This window comes from Nonomuraea sp. NPDC049750 (genome assembly GCF_040659625.1).
Taxonomy (GTDB): domain Bacteria; phylum Actinomycetota; class Actinomycetes; order Streptosporangiales; family Streptosporangiaceae; genus Nonomuraea.
Genome location: NZ_JBFANB010000010.1, coordinates 257,212 through 274,964, shown reverse-complemented (window position 1 = coordinate 274,964; position 17,753 = coordinate 257,212). Strand labels below are relative to the sequence as shown.

At 69.8% G+C, this 17,753-nt stretch carries 13 protein-coding genes; 2 read left to right on the top strand and 11 right to left on the bottom strand.

Features of this window, described 5'->3' with window-relative positions; genetic code table 11:
* Positions 1–5: 5 nt before the first annotated feature.
* The 4 genes from AB0J16_RS26800 to AB0J16_RS26785 form a co-directional block, all read right to left on the bottom strand.
* On the bottom strand, positions 6–950 hold the full coding sequence (locus AB0J16_RS26800) for a carbohydrate ABC transporter permease (RefSeq protein ID WP_358544392.1): 945 nt from the start codon (positions 948–950) through the stop codon (positions 6–8).
* Entirely contained in the window at positions 947–1,882 is a 936-nt protein-coding gene (locus tag AB0J16_RS26795) for a sugar ABC transporter permease (protein WP_358544390.1), read from the bottom strand. Before AB0J16_RS26795 ends, AB0J16_RS26800 begins: the two co-directional genes overlap by 4 nt.
* Positions 1,883–3,232, bottom strand: a complete 1,350-nt coding sequence (locus AB0J16_RS26790) for an extracellular solute-binding protein (protein WP_358544388.1) — start codon at positions 3,230–3,232, stop codon at positions 1,883–1,885. It lies immediately after the preceding gene.
* A gap of 252 nt (positions 3,233–3,484) precedes the next feature.
* Positions 3,485–4,972, bottom strand: coding sequence for a mannitol dehydrogenase family protein (locus AB0J16_RS26785; protein ID WP_358544386.1), 1,488 nt, complete (start codon positions 4,970–4,972; stop codon positions 3,485–3,487).
* Positions 4,973–5,111: 139 nt separating this feature from the next.
* Between AB0J16_RS26785 and AB0J16_RS26780 the strand changes: the two genes are divergently transcribed.
* Entirely contained in the window at positions 5,112–5,909 is a 798-nt protein-coding gene (locus tag AB0J16_RS26780) for a hypothetical protein (RefSeq protein WP_358544384.1), read from the top strand.
* Between the two features lie 106 nt (positions 5,910–6,015).
* On the opposite strand, the gene AB0J16_RS26775 is transcribed toward AB0J16_RS26780, so the two are convergent.
* The 5 genes from AB0J16_RS26775 to AB0J16_RS26755 all read right to left on the bottom strand — a co-directional run bounded on the left by AB0J16_RS26775 (position 6,016) and on the right by AB0J16_RS26755 (position 15,478).
* Complete coding sequence (locus tag AB0J16_RS26775; RefSeq protein ID WP_358544382.1) at positions 6,016–13,245, bottom strand: hypothetical protein; 7,230 nt, start codon at positions 13,243–13,245, stop codon at positions 6,016–6,018.
* A gap of 98 nt (positions 13,246–13,343) precedes the next feature.
* Positions 13,344–13,697, bottom strand: coding sequence for a hypothetical protein (locus AB0J16_RS26770; protein ID WP_358544380.1), 354 nt, complete (start codon positions 13,695–13,697; stop codon positions 13,344–13,346).
* Positions 13,684–14,067, bottom strand: a complete 384-nt coding sequence (locus AB0J16_RS26765) for a YbaB/EbfC family nucleoid-associated protein (RefSeq protein ID WP_358544378.1) — start codon at positions 14,065–14,067, stop codon at positions 13,684–13,686. Before AB0J16_RS26765 ends, AB0J16_RS26770 begins: the two co-directional genes overlap by 14 nt.
* Positions 14,068–14,199: 132 nt before the next feature.
* Complete coding sequence (locus tag AB0J16_RS26760; RefSeq protein ID WP_358544376.1) at positions 14,200–14,592, bottom strand: hypothetical protein; 393 nt, start codon at positions 14,590–14,592, stop codon at positions 14,200–14,202.
* A gap of 28 nt (positions 14,593–14,620) precedes the next feature.
* Positions 14,621–15,478: an SseB family protein gene (locus AB0J16_RS26755; protein ID WP_358544374.1), complete on the bottom strand. Its 858-nt coding sequence runs from the start codon at positions 15,476–15,478 to the stop codon at positions 14,621–14,623.
* 155 nt (positions 15,479–15,633) lie between these two features.
* Between AB0J16_RS26755 and AB0J16_RS26750 the strand changes: the two genes are divergently transcribed.
* Positions 15,634–16,140 (top strand): DUF1761 domain-containing protein, encoded by a 507-nt coding sequence (locus tag AB0J16_RS26750; protein WP_358544372.1) that lies wholly within the window; start codon positions 15,634–15,636, stop codon positions 16,138–16,140.
* A gap of 84 nt (positions 16,141–16,224) precedes the next feature.
* Here the strand turns inward: AB0J16_RS26750 and AB0J16_RS26745 are convergent, their stop codons facing one another.
* Positions 16,225–16,455: a hypothetical protein gene (locus AB0J16_RS26745; RefSeq protein ID WP_358544370.1), complete on the bottom strand. Its 231-nt coding sequence runs from the start codon at positions 16,453–16,455 to the stop codon at positions 16,225–16,227.
* A 49-nt stretch (positions 16,456–16,504) separates the two neighbouring features.
* Entirely contained in the window at positions 16,505–17,632 is a 1,128-nt protein-coding gene (locus AB0J16_RS26740; protein WP_358544368.1) for an inorganic phosphate transporter, read from the bottom strand.
* Between the last annotated feature and the right edge of the window lie 121 nt (positions 17,633–17,753).

Sequence of the window (17,753 nt, the reverse complement as noted above, 5' to 3'; positions counted from 1 at the left end):
CTCACCTACTCCCCGGTGATGGCGCCGAGGGTGAGTCCGGTGACCAGCCAGCGGCGCACGGCGAGCCCGGCGAGCATCATCGGCACGACCACGATCGTGCCGATCGCGGTGAGCTGCCCCCAGTCGATGCCCGTCTGCGTGACCAGCTGGGAGGCGGCGATGGGCAGCGTCTGGGAGTTCGGCCCGGAGAAGACCACGGCGAAGGCGTAGTCGTTCCAGGCGAAGACCAGGCACAGGATGAACGTGGTGACCAGCCCCGACTTGGTCAGCGGCAGGATGACCATCCAGAAGGCCTGCCAGCGAGAGCAGCCCGCGACCAGCGCCGACTCCTCCAGCGACGAGGGCACCTCGGCGAAGAACGCGCTCATCAGCCAGATGGCGAAGGGCAGGTTGAAGGTCAGGTAGGCCAGGATCAGCCCGGGAATCGAGTCGATCAGGCCGAGCCCGCGGAAGATGAGGAACAGCGGCACCACGACTGCCGCGATGGGCGCCATACGCGTGGAGATGATCCAGAAGGCCAGGTGCTTCTTGCCGCGCATGTGGGTGCGTGCCAGGCCGTACCCGGCCAGCGCGCCCAGGCCGACCGCGAGCAGCGCGGAGATCCCGGCGGCCAGCACGCTGTGCACGATGTACGGCCCGAGGTTGTTGGCGCCGGTGAACAGGTTGCGGTAGTTGTCCAGCGTCGGCGAGAAGAAGAACTGCGGCGTGGCCGCCGTCACGGCCTCGGCGTTCTTGAACGACGACATCAGCATCCAGACCAGCGGGACCAGCGTCCAGAGCAGCGCCAGCACGATGAGCAGCGTCACCAGCCACCGCGTACGCCGGCTGCTCTCCTCCAGCGGCGACTGGGCCTCGCCGCGCGGGGCGGCGGTGACCGGTGGCCGGGTGGCCTCGCCGGGAAGGGTCTCCGGAGGTATGGGCGCCGCCGGCGGTGTCATCGAGGTGCTCATCGGGTCAACCCCCTCACGTCCAGCAGCCGGACGAAGGTACGCGCGATGAAGATCGAGAAGGCCAGCATCGCCAGGCCGATGGCGGCGGCGTAGCCCAGGTCGAAGAAGCGGAACGCGGTCTCGTACAGCCGGACCGGCACGATCTTGGTCGCGTCGGCGGGGCCGCCGTTGGTGGTGACCCAGATGATGTCGAAGAAGCGGATGGCGTCCATCGAGCGGATCAGCAGCGCGACGAGCAGCACATTGGAGATTGCCGGGAAGAGGATGTAGCGCAGCGTCATCCAGCCCCGGGCGCCGTCGACGGCGGCGGCCTCCCGCACCGACTGTGGCACGCTGGACAGCCCGGCCAGGGTGATCAGGGCGATCAGCGGGGTCCACTCCCACACGTCCATGAGCACGACGGCGGCGAAGGCGCTGACCGGGGCGCCGAGGATGTCACCGGTGTAGCCGAACCCGCGCAGCACCCACGCGTACAGCCCGAAGGTGGAGTCGGTGAGGTAGCGCCCCAGCAGGCCGACGATCGACGGCGCGGCGAACATCGGCAGCAACAGCAGGCTGAGCAGGATGTTACGGCCGCGCAGCACGCGGAACAGGAGCAGCGCGATGCCGATCCCCAGGACCATCTCCAGCCCCACGGTGAGCACGAAGAAGATGATCGTCCGCAGCCAGGACAGCCACATGTCCGCGTCAGTGAAGAAGCGCGCCCAGTTGTTGAGCCCCACCAGGTCGAGTTTCACCCCGCCCAGCAGCCGGACGCGGGAGAAGCTCATCGCGATCAGGGCGATGAACGGCACGATCGACAGCGCGGCCAGCAGCAGCAGGCCGGGGGCCATCATCCAGCCTTCGAAGCCGACCCGCGGCTCCTTGCGGCCGGAGCTCTTCGGCTGGGCCGAGCCGGGTACCGACGCTGAGGTCTCCGCCGCGTGCGCCATTCAGGCCACCCACCCTCGCGCCACGATCTGGTCCACCCGGGATTTGATCGAACGCATCGCGTTCGCCGGTGACTCCGCCCCGCTGAGCATCGTGGACAGCTGGGTGAAGATCGCGGTGTTGCACTCGTTCCACATGGGGATCTTGGGTCGCAGGCCGATCCGCTCGGGCGTCCAGGCCTGCCGTACCGCGGCGGCCGTGAGCATGTTGGGCATCGACGACGGCCGCTTCTCGGCCGCGCGCACTTCCGGCATCTCATACACGGACGTACGCGTGGGGGTGCCGCCACCGGCCTTGCTCTTGAGGTTGGCCAGCTGCGTCTCGGGGGAGGTGGCCCAGACGAGGAACAGCCAGGCGGCGCCGCGCTCGTTGGGCATCGTGTTCGCGCTGATCCCGACCCCCGTGCCGCCGTACATGTTGGCCGTGGCGACCGGGCCCTTGGGCAGCACCGCGTAGCCGACCTTGCCGGGCAGCACCAGCTCGTTGCTGGCCGCGAACTCATGCCAGTTCGGGCACATCGCCAGCCGGCCCGCGCGGAAGGCGGCGCCGACGCCGTCCCAGTCCCACGTCTTGGAGGCCGGGTCGGCGATGGACAGCAGCCGGTTGTAGAACTCCGCGCCCGCGATGGCGGCCTCGGAGTCGAGCCGGCACGGTCCCGGATCCCGTGAGCCCAGACGGCCCACTTCCTTGCCGTGGTCGAAGTAGGCGCCGCCGTAGGACCACAGGACGTTGCTGAAGTCGTTCATGAGGGAGTCGTGCTGCCTGGCCTGGTGGCCGGTGCCGTACTTGACGTCCGAGGTGGCGTTCTTGTTGAACCACTGGGCGATCCGGAAGTACTCCTCCCAGGTTCGCTCTCCGCCCGGAGTGGGGTCGAACCCGAGGTCGTGGGCCATGCGGTCGTGGTACTTGGCGAACAGGTCCTGCCGGTACTGCCAGATCATCGTCGGCGCGTCATAGGGGAGGGCGTAGTAGGCCGCGGGATCGACGAACCGGCCGGCGGCGTCCATCTGGACGGGGATGAAGTCGCCGATGCCGCCGGGCAGGCGGGGCAGGTTCGGGTCCGCCTCCAGCGTCCGCAGGTCCACCAGCCCGCGCTGGTACGGGGCGAGCACCTGGTAGGGGTCGGCGTAGATCACCTGGTACTGGGCCCGGCCCGAGGCCAGGTCTAGGGCGACCCGCTGGACCAGGGCGGTCAGCTCCAGCGTGACGATGTTGACGTTGATCCCGGTCAGGTCGGTGAACGGCTTGGTGTTGGCGGCGATGGCCGCGGTGGGGGCGGTGTTCTCCGAGATGAAGTTCAGGGTGGCGCCCTGGAACTGGCGCCACTGGTCGGTCGTGCCGGCTCGCGTCACGTCCCCGCGAGATCCACAAGCGCTCAGCCCGCCGCCGAGAGTCACCGCTGCGCCGGCGGCCATGGCTCCACGGAGAATGTCGCGCCTGCTCGGTTGAGGTGGATAGTTCACCGCCTCTTCACCCCCCGATACCGCATAAGAAAAGGGCGATGAGACTAGGTTTATCCCTTATCGACATTGTTTGAAAACTCATATGTGAGATTTTCGTAGAAATAAGGGGATATTTTGGCTTTCGTGAGTTAAGTAAAATTGTCAGGTGCGGTGCTCCGCGAGCTCCCGAACCGTGGCGTGGGCGCCTTTGGCGCGCAGCGACTCCAGCGCGCGCAGATACGGCCGGACGAACCGCTCGTCATCCACGAGATCGCCGAAGAGCTCCCGATTCGCGATGAACGCCGTAGGGTCCTGGCGCTGCGTCCGCGCGATGGCCGTCAGCCGGTCCTTCAGCCGGTCGACGATCGCGATGGGCGCCCCCGATTCGTCGACGCCCTCGGCATAACGCGCCCAGCTGGCTACCACGGCGGCCGCCCGGGTCACCGAACCGCCCCTGGCAAGTTGCTCGCGTACGACGGGAAGCAGCCACTTCGGGATCCGGTCCGACGACTCGGCGCACAGGCGCGCGAGCGTGTCGCGTACCTCGGAGTTGGAGAAACGCTCGATCAAGGTCCGCTTGTAGACGTCCAGATCGACGCCCGGCACCGGCCGCAGCGTGGGCGTGGCCTCGATGTCCATGTAGTCGAGCAGGAACGTCGCGATCGCCGGGTCCGCCGCGGCCTCGTGGACGTAGTGGTGGCCGCTGAGGAAGCCGAAGTAGGCCAGCGCCTGGTGCCCGGCGTTGAGCAGGCGCAGCTTCATCAGCTCGTACGGCTCGACATCCGCGACCACCTGCACCCCCACCTCCTCGAACGGCGGCCGGCCAGCGGGAAAGCGCTCCTCCAGCACCCACTGCGTGAACGGCTCGCAGATGACCGGCCACTCGTCCCGAACCCCGAACCGCCGGGCCACGTCCTCGCGATCCTCGTCGGTGGTGGCCGGGGTGATGCGGTCGACCATGGAGTTGGGGAAGGCCACCTCACGCTCCATCCAGGCGGCGAGCTCGGGATCGGCGAGCCGGGCGAACGCCGTGAAGGTACGGCGGGCCACGTCGCCGTTTCCCTGGATGTTGTCGCACGACATGACCGTGAACGGCGTCACGTCCCGCTCGCGCCGCCGTCGCAGCGCCTCGGTGACCAGGCCGAACACCGTGGCCGGGACCGCACCGGGTGCCAGGTCCGCGCGGATCGCCGGCGACTCCGGGTCGAACTCACCGGTGACGGGGTGGATGTTGTAGCCCCCCTCGGTGACGGTGAGGGACACGACGCGTACGGCAGGGTCGGCCAGCTTCTCGATGACCGCCTCCGGATCGTCGGGGGCGAAGAGATACTCGATGATCGACCCGATGACGCGGGCTTCGCGCGTTCCGTCGGGGTGCTTCAGCACGAGCGTGTAGAGGCCGTCCTGCGCCGTCAACGCCTCGCGCATCCGGGCGTCGCCGGGCAGGACCCCGACCCCGCAGATCGCCCAGTCGAACGCCTTGCCCTCGTTCATCAGCCGGTCGAGGTACATCGCCTGATGCGCGCGGTGGAATCCGCCGACCCCGAAGTGCACGATGCCGGTCGTGAGCCGCGACCGGTCGTAGGAGGGGGCCGTCACCTGCTCCGACAGGCTCGTCACCGTCTCCTGCGTCAGCGTCGTCACCGCCATGAGTCCCCCTTCGGCCCTACGCTCAGCATGGCCAGCTCCACCGGCTTCAAACTCCTGACCTGCGTGTATGCCCGTGAGCACCAGTCGCGGAGGCCGGGGCGGCTAGGTTGTCCTTGTCACGCGGATCTTTGGTGGAGGAATGATGTGGGAAGAGCAGTTCGCCACGCTTTCGGCCGTCGCCGCGCGCCAGAGCGGGCTGATCACGGAGGCGCAGGCCGGTCGGCTGGGGATCGACAAGCCGGCGCTGCTCCATTTCGCTGAGTCCGGGTTGCTGGTCGAGCTGGATTGGGCGGTCTACCAGCTCGCGTGGTCGGCCATGGGGCCGCGTTACGCCTATCCGCTGGCCGCCTGGCTGGCGATCATGCCGGAGAGTTTCCGCTGGGAGCGGTCGCAGTCCCTTCATGAGGACGCTGTTCTCTCGCACGAGTCGGCCTGCGGCCTGCACGGGCTGGGATCCGAGCCGAGCCCCTTGGTGACGTTCACCGTGCCGGAGGAGTTCGAGGGTCCCCGGGCGACGAAGATGCATGTCGCGGCCCTGAAGCCGGATGAGGTGGGCGTGGTCGAGGGGATTCCGGTGACGACCCCCGCCCGGACGATCGTGGATCTCGCCGCCGGCTGGGCCGAGCACGGCGAGTTGCGCCGCGTCCTCATGGACGCCGTACAGAAGGATCTCGTCGACCTGCGTCGGATCCACGCGGATCTGGCGCCGCTGGCCGGGCGGCAGGGGTTCCCGGAGGACGGCCGGGAGTTCGTGGCGTATTTCCTGCCCGACCTCGATCCGGCCGAGCTGTCCGCCCGTAACCAGCGTGGCTACGCCGCCCTGGCGCACGCTGATCGGGTGGCGGACCTGCAGTCCGCGGTGGCGCGGCTGATCCCGGAGGGCGGGGATGAGGCGCTGAGCTGGGACATAGCCGCCGAAATCATCGGCCGCTCCTGACGCTCATCCACCTCCTGGCGGGCTGGCCGCTCCTGACGCTCATCCACCTCCTGGCGCTCTTGGCGCCCACTCACCTCCTGGCGGGCCGGCCGCTCTTGGCGCTCACTCATCTCTCCGGCGGCGGCGGATCCGCGAACATCGTGGAGATCTCATACCCGTCCCGCTGCCCGTTGACCTGGAAGAAGAACTCGACGGTGCCGCCGTCGAAGCTCTCCATGGGCGTGGCCTGCGGCTCCGGCACGCCCGGCCGCTCTCCGGCGCGCAGCGCCCTGACCCAGATCAACCGGTTCGCGACGGCGGTCTCCGGGCTGCCGTCGACCGGCACGATCCGGAATCCGGCGCAGTACAGATGCCCGTCGGGGCCGAGCAGCTCGCCGATCGGCAAGGACACCCGGCCGGGCCGCTGATCGGGGTTGAACGGGGTGGCGAGAGCAGCGCGCATGAGCGGGTGCTCAAGAGCGCGGGCGAAAGCGACGGCGAAGGCGACCGGATCGTGGATGGCCGTGGCCGTGTCCGGGCAGCGGTGCTCCAGGTCGCCCGGCCGGAACGCGTCAGTGGCGCGCCCCCGCAGCTCCTCATCGAGCTGCGCCGGATCTTCGAGACGGGCGACACGGCCGTGGAGCCGGCCGTCGGCGGCGAACGCCCCGTGCCGGGCGAGATGATGGCCCTGACCTTGGTCGATGGCGACCAGCACGCGCTGGACGGCGGGATCCAGACTGGCCGCGGCGGCCAGCCACGGCCGCGTGGCAGCGTGTCGCGCGATGTAGGCGGCGGCCTCCCGCGCGCTCACCTCCGGCAGCCCCGCCCTGGTGGCGTCGAACCGGTCGAGCACCTGACGGGGCGTCGGCTGCCCGTCGCCTAAGGGGACGTCGAGCCGGTCGGCGTACGGCCGTACCGGCGCCGCTGTCACACGGCCGACCGCCTCGCCCAGGTCACGGACCTCCGACCGGTCGAGCTGGAAGAGCCGCAGATCGTCGAGGGCCTGACGGGCGAAGCCCGGCGAGTCGAGCAGGGATTTGATCGCGTTCGCGACGGCAGTGGCGCGCTCGCCGGGATCCAGACCGTACGCCCGGGAGATCCGGATGGCGTCCACGTCGATGCGCGAGCGCTCCAGGTGCAGCACGGCGTACGGATGCGCCAGGGACACGCCCTCGTACTCCTGATCGACGGTGAACTGCGGCTCCAGCACACCCAGCAGAGCGAGCCGGATACCGTGCCACTTACGACCGGCCTCCTCGGGCGTCCTGGCGTCCACGCGCACCCACCGGCGCAGCTGCTCGGCGTAGTACGCGCTTCGCTTCCAGTCCTCCTCGCTCCAGTACGTCCAGCGGTCACCGTCGAGCGTGGCGCTGCGGCCCAGCCGGTCCGGCCACTGATCCAGCTCACCGCCGCGGATGAGCCGGTTGATCCGGTCCACCGTGACCGCGACGCGGGCCGGGTAGTAGACGGCGACGGGCTGGCCCCGGCGGTTGGCCGGGTCGGGCAGGTCGGGGCCGAACAGCAGCCGCCGCATCGCAGGCAACGGGGCCCGGCTGGTCTCCGTAGTGACGAACCGCGTGATCGGCCGCCCGCTCGGATCGAAGCGCGGATTGCCCTGCTCGTCGAGGACCGGCTCGGAGTCGCCGTAGGCCCAGTCCTGCCAGTACAGCTGCCAGCGGTTGCCCTTGTTCCCGTCGTGCTCCCTGGCCTCGAAGTAGACGGTGGGCACGCCGAGCATGGCCGGGATCTCCAGCGCCCCGCTCTCCATCCCGATCTGCACCACGTCGCTCTGGGTGGTCAGGCGATGGAAGAACAGGCCCTGCTCGGCGTAGCTCAGCGCCTGCCCGCCGTTGTGCTCGGCCGCCCAGAACTCCACCAGCGTCCGGGTGTCGACCCCGTCCAGCACCCCTTCCTGACGCCACGCCTCCTCCAGCTCAGGACGTCCGGCGAAGATGTCGTCGCCGAGAAGAACGACCCGCCGACCGGGATGGCGCGCGTGGAGCGCCTCGATCGTCTGACGCAGGACCTCGGGCCGGGTGTCCAGGTGCGGGCCGTGCCGGCCGCCCACCGGCTGGCCCCGGGTGTCACGGACCCAGAGCAGGGCGTACTCGCCGACCTGCCCGTTCGCCTGCCTGTCGGCCTGGCCGTTCGCCTGGTGGAGCCGGTCGATCACCGCCTGGGCCCGTGCCGCGCGCCGCGCGGCCGTCGCCTCGTCCGGCCCGAGCATCGCGTCCACCATGCGCTGCCGCGCCTGAACCGGGTCGGCCTGGATCGCCCGCAGGGCGAAGAGCTGGGCCCGCATCCACTGCGACTCGCTGTAGTGGCTCTTCTGGCTCGTGTTGGCGAACGCCAGCCGGACCCGGTGCGGTTCTATGCCGTACTCGTCGATCAGTCTCTGGCGCAAGGCCAGGGCGTCCCTGAGCGGCTTGGCGTGCAGCTCGATGAGGGCGTCGACCAGCGCCGCCGGGTCGTTGACAGTGCGCCCCTTGATCAGCTGGTGCAGCACGGCGGCGTTGGCCTCGTCCAGGGTGATGCCGCTCGGCAGGGCGCCGAGGTAGGCCAGGTGGGACTGATGGGCGTCCCACTGGAAGGTCTTGAAGCCGCGGTCCGGCTCGTAGGCGATCTCGACCGTCGTGTCCGGATCGGCCATCAGGGCCGCCGCGTGACTGTACAGCTCGCCGCGCTGGTGGGCGTAGAAGCGCAGGTGTTTGAAGTGCTGGTTGTCCGGGCCGGGGACGCGGGTCAGCTCGACGTACCCGCTGTCGTACATCATCCGGCTGCGGATGAAGTCGACCTTCTCGGCGGGGGAGAGGTTGGTGCGCTGCTTGAGCTGGGAGAGCTCGGCGTCAAGGTCGCCCGCGGACAGCCGGTCCCACGTCGCGATCATGTCCGGGTCGGCGTGCACCGCCGACGCCGGGGCGGTGCTGGGCACCTGCAGATGCCGTACGTCCGCGGTGCCGTCAGGCGCGACCGTGTCACCGGAGGCGTCCGGGGCCGTGACGTCGTCCGTCTCCACCCAGCGGCGGAGGTTGGGGTCCCAGCGGCTCGGCGGCGGCGCCTCCTCCCGCAGCAGCGGATCGAGGAACGCCTGCGCGACCGGAATGGCCTCGGTGAGCCCGGCGTACGGCAGGCCGGGGGTGGTCCTGGCGTACTGGTCGAACTTCCGGAACCAGTCCGGGCTGGGAATCTCGAAGGCCGACGGCACCTTCAGGTTCTCGCCCTGCTCCAGCCGCCAGGCGAACTCCGCGTGCAGCATCGCGTGCGTGGCCGGGCCGTCCCACGACGAGTTCAGAATGATCATCAGGATGTCGACCAGGTCCTGACACCGGTACGGCAGGTCGCCCGCCTTGCAGCTGAACAACCCCTTGCCCCGGGCGATGCAGTCGTGGCAGCGCGTCTCCAGCGTCCTGATGCCGTGGGTGTAGATGCCCGACACCTTGTGCGCCAGCGTGTCGTGGTAGGAGATGACCCGCAGGCGCGGGCTCTCGTCGGGGTGCCCCGTCGCGAGGATCTGCTGGGGGAAGGGGATGATCTCCGGTTCCTTCCACACCGCGCGGGTACGCGGCGGGGCGAGGTCCACGCTGAGCCGCATGATCTCCATGTCGCCGCAGTAGACCGTGTGCGCCATCCTGACCGCCTTGCCGTGCAGGATGTAGACCTTGGACTCCCGGACGAACCGCAGCTGGTCACCGTGATCGCGGGCGAGCGCGGCCTCGTACTCGTCGGCCATCGCGTCCGGATCCGGGTTCCCCGACATCCTGACGAGGTCGATGTCGGTGCTCGCCCGGCCGCCCGGGTTCCTGGAGAGCATCGCCTGGCCGCCCTTGAGCATCCAGTCGTCGGGGTTGGCGGCGAAGATACGGCCGATGGCGCGCTGAAGCGCGAACTGCTGCAGCTCGTCGAGGGGCGCTGTGCCGCGCCGGTGGGCTTCGGCGCGTACCTGGTTCATCAGGTCGCGCCAGAATCTCAGGAACTGGCGGGGATCGCTGTCGGCGTTCCGGTCACCGGTGGGGCTGAGGCTGGAGCGGAGCCCGTCGGTGGGATTGGGGGCGGAATCCGTGCTGGAATCCGCGCTGGGGCCCGGGCTGGGGTCCGCCTGCGCCGTCGCGGTGGGGTCCGCCTGCGCTTTCGTGCTGGGGTCCGTCTGCGCCGGGGTCGTGGGCAGGCTGATTCCCGCGCGGCGGAGCTGGACGACGCCCGGCATCGAGCGCCGGAAGCTCTGGATGGCCCGGCGCAACGTGTCCGCTCCCGGCTCTCCGGGGTGGGGTGACACGGTCGCCGCGAGGCGTACCAGCAGGTGGATCTGCTGGGTGGTCACCGGAGTGGTCGCGTCCCTGCCCAGCAACGCGTTGACCGCGGTCCGCAGCAGGTCGAGCTGCGGTACGGAGTCGCCGAGCAGCAGTTCGGCCAGGTGCTTCAAGGCGGCGAGCTCGGCGATGGCGAAGGAGTACTCCGGTCCGGTGCCGTAGATGTCCTGCGTCATCCGGACCAGCGCGTCCGTGTACGCCAAGTGCTCGTTCGTCAGCGGGCGCCCGTCGGCGAACAGGCCGTCCATGCGTTCGAGCAGCCGGAGGTGCTCCACGAGCGGGCGCCCGTCGGACGGGAACTCCTCGACCAGCCTCAGGACGTTCCCCGGCAGACGACCGGCCGGCTCGAACTCCGGCCGCGACCACTCCTCGGCCGGGGCTACGGGGGCGGGCCGGGTGAGTGACACCTTGGGCCGCTGGTCGCTCTCCGGCAGGAGCGCGAAGAGATGCTCCAGGTGCCGGTCGCGGAGCCCCGCCGTTTCGGCCACCGTACGGCCGTCCCGGTCGAGGACGGGCCGGCCGGCCGACCAGAACAGCTGGGCCTGACCCAGCAGATTGGAGTCGGCGTGCACGTCGCGCGCGGCCAGGTCGCGCCGGTCCTCGGCGAGCGGGTGGACGTATTCGTCGAGCATGCCGAGCAGATGTAGCGTCTCGTGCGCGAACACGACCGGCTCCATTCCCGCGTACCAGCTCAGATAGTGGATCGGGGGCCGGTCGCGGTAAGACCGTAGCTGGTCCAGCGGGGTGCTGATCACCTCACCCTCGCTGTGCCAGCTCTCGCGGTCGGCGAAGTCGGCGGCGCGGGTGCCGGTCCCGGGGTGCAGCAGGACGACCGTGCCGTCCGGGGCCTCGTCGGGCGCGGCCACGAACTCCATCCGTACGTGGAGGAGCGATCCGTCGGCCAGTTGGTGCTGGTGGTTGTAGTAGAGGTCGATCCCTTCGAGCAGGCGGGCGTGCGCGTCGGCGATCTCCTCGGGGGTGAGCCGGGGGTCGGCGCGATACTGGACCCGGACGGTGAACTCCGTGACGGGGTGCAACCCGCCCCGCCACGGGACGAGCAGCCTGCGGGCCTCCACTTGGGCCGCGCCCTCGGTGTGGGGGACGGTGATCGGCTCAGGGGTGGCCGATCCGCGCAGGGGCTCCCACCGAGCGGCCAGCGGAACGTTCCGGGGATCGCGGACGTTGGCGAGCGTCTGGCCGGACCTGGGGGGTGGGTCCATGTTGAGGGTCGGGGTCCGGGTCGCGTGGTCCACGGCTGTACGGGGTGCGGTGTCGCGGCTGACGAGGCCGTCTGTATGGGGTGCGGTAGCTCGGCCGATGGGGTCGTCTGCGCGAGGTGCGGTAGCCCGGTCGATCGGGTCGTCTGTGCGAGGTGTGGTGTCCCGGTTGATGAGGTCGTCGATGCTCGCGGGCCGGCCCGGTCGGCTCGGGTCGGCGGCCTGCGGATCCGGCTGTGCCGCCAGGTTGGGCCGCGTCGCCGAGTCGGCCTGTGTCGTGGAGTCGGCCAGAGTCGCGGGGTCGGTGGGACGTGCCGTCTCGGCTGGCGCGGGCTCGGCGGGCCGGGTCGGCTCGGGGGCCGATGCGCTGGAGCCGGGCTGTGCCCTACTCGGCATCGGATCCCCAGCCGGTCGCGGATCCCCAGGCGGGGGTGCGGGCTGCCTGGTCTGGGGCGTGTCGGGAGCGCCCGGGGAGGCCACCGGCCGGGAGCCGTTCATCGGCGGCTCGGCCGTCGCTCGTCCCGGACCGCCCGGTGCACCTTCGCCCGGCGTACCTTGCGGGGGGACCGTGGGGGAGACCGGCCCGCCGTAGGACCCCGTCCCGTTCGGCGGAGCCTGCGGACCACCAGCGGGGCGCGCATCCGTGCCGGGCCGCCCATCCGTGCCGGGCCGGGCACCTGTATCAGGGTCCGTATTGGGCCGCGTGTCCGTGTCGGCCTGTGCCAGGTCGGTGGTCCGCGTCAGGTCGGTGGCCGCTGCGGTGTCCATGGCGGAGTTCAGGGCGCTCATGGGGTGCAGCACCGCCCCGGCCACGCTGGGATTGAACGGGCTGATCGTGTTCGTCCGGCCCGCGCCACCCATGAACCCACCGACCAGGGAGTCGGCGGTTGGCGGCTCCCACTGCCCGTACACGAGCCCGTTGGCCACGAAACTGCCGGCGGGCGAGGCCACCACGTTGTTCAGGCCCGTGTTCAACGCCCGGCCCGGGAATCGCCGGAAGGCGTTGCCCCATCCGGGCAGGTCGCCCGCCGTCCGGTTCAGGTGGCTGATCCCCGGGACGGCGCTGGTGAGCCGGGACACCGGAGCGCCGAGCTTGGTGCCGGCGACGGCGCCCACGCCGGCGCCCACCGCCGCGGCCATGGTCTTGTCCCAGTCCCAGCTCAGCCGGGTGCCCATCTGGATCTGCTTGTACTGGGTGAAGGCGTCGATGAAGACCTCTTCACCGATCTCCTCGATCAGTTCGTGCGTCAGCGCGGCCGACATGAACCGGCGGCCCAGTGTGCCGCCCGCGAGGGTGGTCAGTCGGCCCGCCGCAGTGACCCCGGCGGGGCGGGCCGCCGCGATCCCCAGGCGGGTGAGGATGTTCCTGATGGCCAGCCGCAGGCTCGACGCCGCGGGGCCCACCAGTGGCGCCGTCGCACCGGCCGAGAAGAACGAGACGAGCAACGCCACGGCGATCGCGATGACGGCCACCCAGAAGGCCACGTTGATCGAGATCTTCGAGTACTGGGTCTCCAGCGCGAAGGCGTCCGCCTGCTGGGCGTACTGATGGTGGGCGGCCATCTTGGCCAGGGCGCCGGTCTGCTCGTCGTACATCCGCTCCACGCGGGTGAACGTGACGGGTTTGGCGGGAGACTCCCATCCCGCGGCGATGGTCCGAACCGCCGTGCCGGTCGGCTCGAACGTGGCCACATAGGTGTCCACGGCCCGCCGGTGCGCTTCCCGCAGCCGCCACAGACCGCTCTCGCTGGCCTCGGGCCACGCCTGCCCCGACATGAGCATCGGGATCAGCCAGTAGACCACCCAGTCCGGCAGCTTCTCCGTCTCCCACACCGGACGCACATCGCTGGCCGAGATCCCCCGAACCTGTCCGATGGCAGCCCATCCGGCGTCTGTGAATTGACGTCACCGCGACCCGCCACGCTGGACCGTCACACTTCCTTTCTGATTCGACCACCGGAGGCGAGATCCTGCGCGATCGCGGTGTCCGTGGAGCGGGAGTTGGCGATGGTCTCGCGTAGCAGCGGCCCGACGTCCACGATCTCGCCGACCAGCGCGGTCCCGGATTCGACCAGCCTGCTGGGGCCGTCGTCCTTGAGGTAGGCCTGCGCGAACATCCGGCCTTCCGCGCCGTTCCCCCAGGGAGCGGCCGCGTTGAGCGCCTTCAGTTCCTCGGACACCTCCGGCCACGCCTGCTCCAGGTCGAGGGCCATGGTGTTCCATTGGGCGATGCCGCTCTCGATTGACGGGCCCAGGTACAGGGTCCGGGGGCTAGGAACCGGCATTCTCCCTCCCCGCCATCTGGTCGGCGAGCTGCGCGAGCACGGTCTCCACGTCGCCGTCGAGGTGCGCCCGCATCTGCTCGGCGGGGATCACCGGCTCGAAGATCTCCACGACGCGCTGCCGCATCTTTTCCGCCGCGTGGTGGGTGGTGTCGGTGATGACATCGGCCAAAGTACGGGCATCGGGGCGGCGGTAAATCCGGGGGTCAAGATCCAGCCGGACCAGTTCACCGCGCGCGTCGACCGTTACCGCGACCAGGCCGTCCTGGGATTTCTCCGTCACTTGTACGGCTTTCGCCTCCGCGAAAAGACGAAGCCCGTCGTCCTGTAAACGAATAAACGCCTGGCGTAGTTCATCGGCATAAGCCTGCATACCAGACGTTTCCGCTTCTCCAGTCGATCGCACGTGCCGTAATCTCCTTATTACAGAGAGGTAACACCCGCTCTAGGAGTAACGGATCATATAGGCGTCATTCACCGTTGTTCATAGTGAATTCCCAAAAAACTAGAGTTTCCCAAGGTCAGCGGCGTGCTCGCGCAGCGCGGTCACCTCGTCACCGGCGATCCAGCGGCGGTACACGCCCCGCTCGACCCGCTCCAGCCCGAGCTCCATCGCCACGGGCACCGACGCGCCGGCGTACTCCAGGAGGACTTCGCCGTCCTTCTCCGCGATGACCAGGAAAGACGCGCCCTTCCACACGCAGACCGTCGTGACGAGGTCCACCCGTTCGCACTCCGCGGCGGGCACCGCTCTGACCCAGACGCCGGAAGCGATCTCCTCGAACCCGGCCTGCGCGGCGGTGTCGCGTAGACGCAGCCACACCCCGTCGGCGCTCAGCTCCGGAGCGGCCTCGTAGTCGACCCCGCCCCAGCGGGCGCGGTAGAAGGACCGCGTCATCGCGCCGCCCAGCGGTAGAGGGACCGGGTCATTGCGCGGCCCGCAGGAGCCACTGTCCGAGGTCCCCGTCGAAGACGGCGCGGCCACGCGTGACCCCGTCGATCCCCAACTCCACGATCTCCGCCCCGTACGGCAGCGCGACTCCCGTCACCTTGTACTCCCTGATCGTCTGATCTACGCTCGGCACCAGTCCCATGCCGACGAAGGGCGGCTCCTCGACCACCCAGCCGGCGACGGCCCGCATCCCCTCCTCGTCCTCCCCGCCGTAGGGCGTCGGGTAGAGATCGACGCCGATCGCGGGCCAGCGCAGGATGTTCAGGGCGCCCTGGTCGGTGAGCGCGTCCTCCCGTGACAGCGCTTCAGCGAGCACGGATGGTGTCGCGATGTGGGCGACGTCGAGGGCGTGGTGGCAGTAACCGGACACCCGCGGCTTGCCGTCATCGAGCAGTGCCTGGATCTCCGCGGGCCCCAGCAACTTCTGCACGATCGGGACACCTGGTTCGACCGCGTGGTCCTGGGCCAATGTGGGCACGGCGAGCCTGGCCACCGTACCCGGCTCCAGGAAGAACGCGAGCTCCAGCCCGGCATTGACCGCCAGCCCCCACCGGAGGTCCGGCCAGCCCGCGGCGAGCTCCACCATCGACACGACCCGGTGGTTCTCGACGCCGGTGGCCGCTCTGAGCGCGCCTGCCGAGGTGTAGACGATCAGCCACGTACGCTCGTCGTCGGCCTGAGTGGCCCAGGCCATGGGCTCGTCGCCGGCGGCGGCTGCCTCGCTGATCGGCATCGCGAAATCCGCCGCCCGCAGCAGACCAAGGCAGAGGGCAAGGTCTCCTTGCGCCTGTGCTGCCGCGAGTTGTTCTTCGAAAGCACTGGCCTGCCACACACGGCACAGCCTATAAGCGCGCGCTCGCCTCCCGTCGCCGTACGCTCGCCCGGTCTGAGTGATCAGTTCGCATTCCGTTCGCCGGCGATGTCGAGACAGGCCGATCGGCGTCGACGTCCCCACCAAAGGCAAGTCGAGCGGATCAGGAGATCGCGATGAACCAGCAGATGGACCAGCAGACGATCCAGCAGGCGGGCGAGCAGATGGGTCAGCGGGCGGAGCGGCAGACGATCCAGCAGGCGGGCCGGCGAGAGATGACGACCATCAGGACCAGCTACTGGGCGGTCGTCGGCGCGGCACTGGCGACGCTGTTCGCCAGTGCCGTCTACTACGCGGTGTTCGGCGGCGTGTGGATGAGGTTGAGCGGTGGGATCGCGTCCACCTCTCCTCAGGCGTGGGAGGTAGCCGCTCAATTCGGCAGGAACGTCATCGAGATGCTCGTGCTGGCCACGCTCATGAGCTGGCTCCGGATCGTGACCTGGCCGGGTGCGCTGCGGCTCGGCCTCCTGGTGTGGGGTGGGTTCCAGGCGCTGGCGATCGCGGGCTCCGTCATCCACGAGCAGTATCCGGTGGGGCTCTACGTCCTGCACGTCGGCGACGCGCTGATGACGACGCTGATCGCGGTGTCCATCCTCGTCCGCTGGTCCCGCCCTCGGGCGTAGGGGTCCTTGGGCATACGGGTCCTCGGGTATACGGGTCCTTGGGTGGAGGGAAGGCGCCGCGTGGTCGCCGTTCGGAGGTGGAGGTCAGTGGAACTGCGGGACGATCAGGTAGATGCCGTAGCCGACCACCGCCGCGCAGGCGGCGAAGCACAGGACGGCGGCGGCCAGCGGGCCGGTGCCCGTGGCCTGCCGCTCCTCGGCTATCTGGCGGGCCGATATCGCCAGCACACCGAGCGAGAAGACGACCACGACGACGACGCTGACGGCGAGGCTGACGACGAAGACCTGGCCGAGAGCGGCCCATTTGATGTCCATCACGATCCCCTCAGGCGGCGACCCGCCGTGGTTGGGCGGGCGGGTCGTTTCAGGCGGCGACCCGCTCCGGCTGGGTGGGCAGTTCGTTGACGTTGCCCGCGTGTACGGGCTCGCGGCGGCTGGCCGCGTACAGGCCGGCTGAGACGGCGATCGCGACCACGGCGGCGATGGTGACGCCGAGCGTGCCGGTGGTGGCCACGGCGGCGGCCACTCCGCCCACCGCGGCCGCCGCGGGCAGGGTGAGCAGCCAGGCCAGCGCCATTCGGCCGGCCAGGCCCCAGCGCACCTGAGCGAGGCGGCGGCCGAGGCCGGTGCCGAGGATGGCGCCGGAGACCACCTGTGTGGTGGACAGCGCGAAGCCCAGGTGGGAGGAGGCCAGGATGACCGTGGTCGCGCTCGCCTCGGCGGCGAAGCCCTGCGGCGACTCGATCTCGGTGAGGCCCTTGCCCATGGTACGGATGATGCGCCAGCCACCCAGGTAGGTGCCCAGGCCGATGGTCAGCCCAGCGGCGGCGATCACCCAGACGGGCGGGCCGGAGCCGGAGGCGAGCGCGCCGGTCGAGATCAGCGTCAGGGTGATGACGCCCATGGTCTTCTGCGCGTCGTTGGTGCCATGAGCCAGCGACACCAGCGACGCGGAGACGATCTGACCGAAGCGGAAGGTGGTGGTCACCGACTCGTGCCGGGCGCGGGCGGTGATCGTGTACGCCAGGTAGGTGGCGCTCATGGCCACGAACCCGGCGATCAGCGGCGAGGCCAGTGCCGGGATGAGGATCTTCTGCAGCACCGTGTCGAAGTGGACGCCGCGCATCCCGGCGCCGACCCAGACCGCGCCGATCAGGCCCCCGAACAGCGCGTGCGAGGAGCTGGACGGCAGCCCGAACAGCCAGGTGAGCAGGTTCCACAGGATCGCGCCGATCAGCCCGGCGAACACCATCGGCGGCGTCACCAGCCTGTCGTCCACGATCCCGCCAGAGATCGTCTTGGCCACTTCCACCGACAGGAAGGCGCCCAGGACGTTGAGTACGCCCGAGATCGCCACCGCCACCTTGGGCCGTAGCGCGCCGGTCGCGATGGAGGTGGCCATCGCGTTGGCCGTGTCGTGGAAACCGTTGGTGAAGTCGAAGGCCAGCGCCGTGATGATCACCACGACGACCAGGAACGTCACGTGCTCCATGTCGTTGTCCCCATCGTCTCGCCGTAACCCGGACGTTAGGCGCGTGTGGTGAACCGACCGTGAACACCCAGCGGAGACCGGATAACGAAGTCCGGTCTCCGCACCACAGCCGAGCCGTGTC

Coding starts and splice junctions, on each gene's coding strand:
- AB0J16_RS26800 (WP_358544392.1), bottom strand. CDS start 950: ATGAGCACCTCGATGACACCGCCGGCGGCGCCCATACCTCCGGAGACC.
- AB0J16_RS26795 (WP_358544390.1), bottom strand. CDS start 1,882: ATGGCGCACGCGGCGGAGACCTCAGCGTCGGTACCCGGCTCGGCCCAG.
- AB0J16_RS26785 (WP_358544386.1), bottom strand. CDS start 4,972: ATGGCGGTGACGACGCTGACGCAGGAGACGGTGACGAGCCTGTCGGAG.
- AB0J16_RS26780 (WP_358544384.1), top strand. CDS start 5,112: ATGATGTGGGAAGAGCAGTTCGCCACGCTTTCGGCCGTCGCCGCGCGC.
- AB0J16_RS26770 (WP_358544380.1), bottom strand. CDS start 13,697: ATGCCGGTTCCTAGCCCCCGGACCCTGTACCTGGGCCCGTCAATCGAG.
- AB0J16_RS26765 (WP_358544378.1), bottom strand. CDS start 14,067: ATGCAGGCTTATGCCGATGAACTACGCCAGGCGTTTATTCGTTTACAG.
- AB0J16_RS26760 (WP_358544376.1), bottom strand. CDS start 14,592: ATGACGCGGTCCTTCTACCGCGCCCGCTGGGGCGGGGTCGACTACGAG.
- AB0J16_RS26750 (WP_358544372.1), top strand. CDS start 15,634: ATGAACCAGCAGATGGACCAGCAGACGATCCAGCAGGCGGGCGAGCAG.
- AB0J16_RS26745 (WP_358544370.1), bottom strand. CDS start 16,455: ATGGACATCAAATGGGCCGCTCTCGGCCAGGTCTTCGTCGTCAGCCTC.
- AB0J16_RS26740 (WP_358544368.1), bottom strand. CDS start 17,632: ATGGAGCACGTGACGTTCCTGGTCGTCGTGGTGATCATCACGGCGCTG.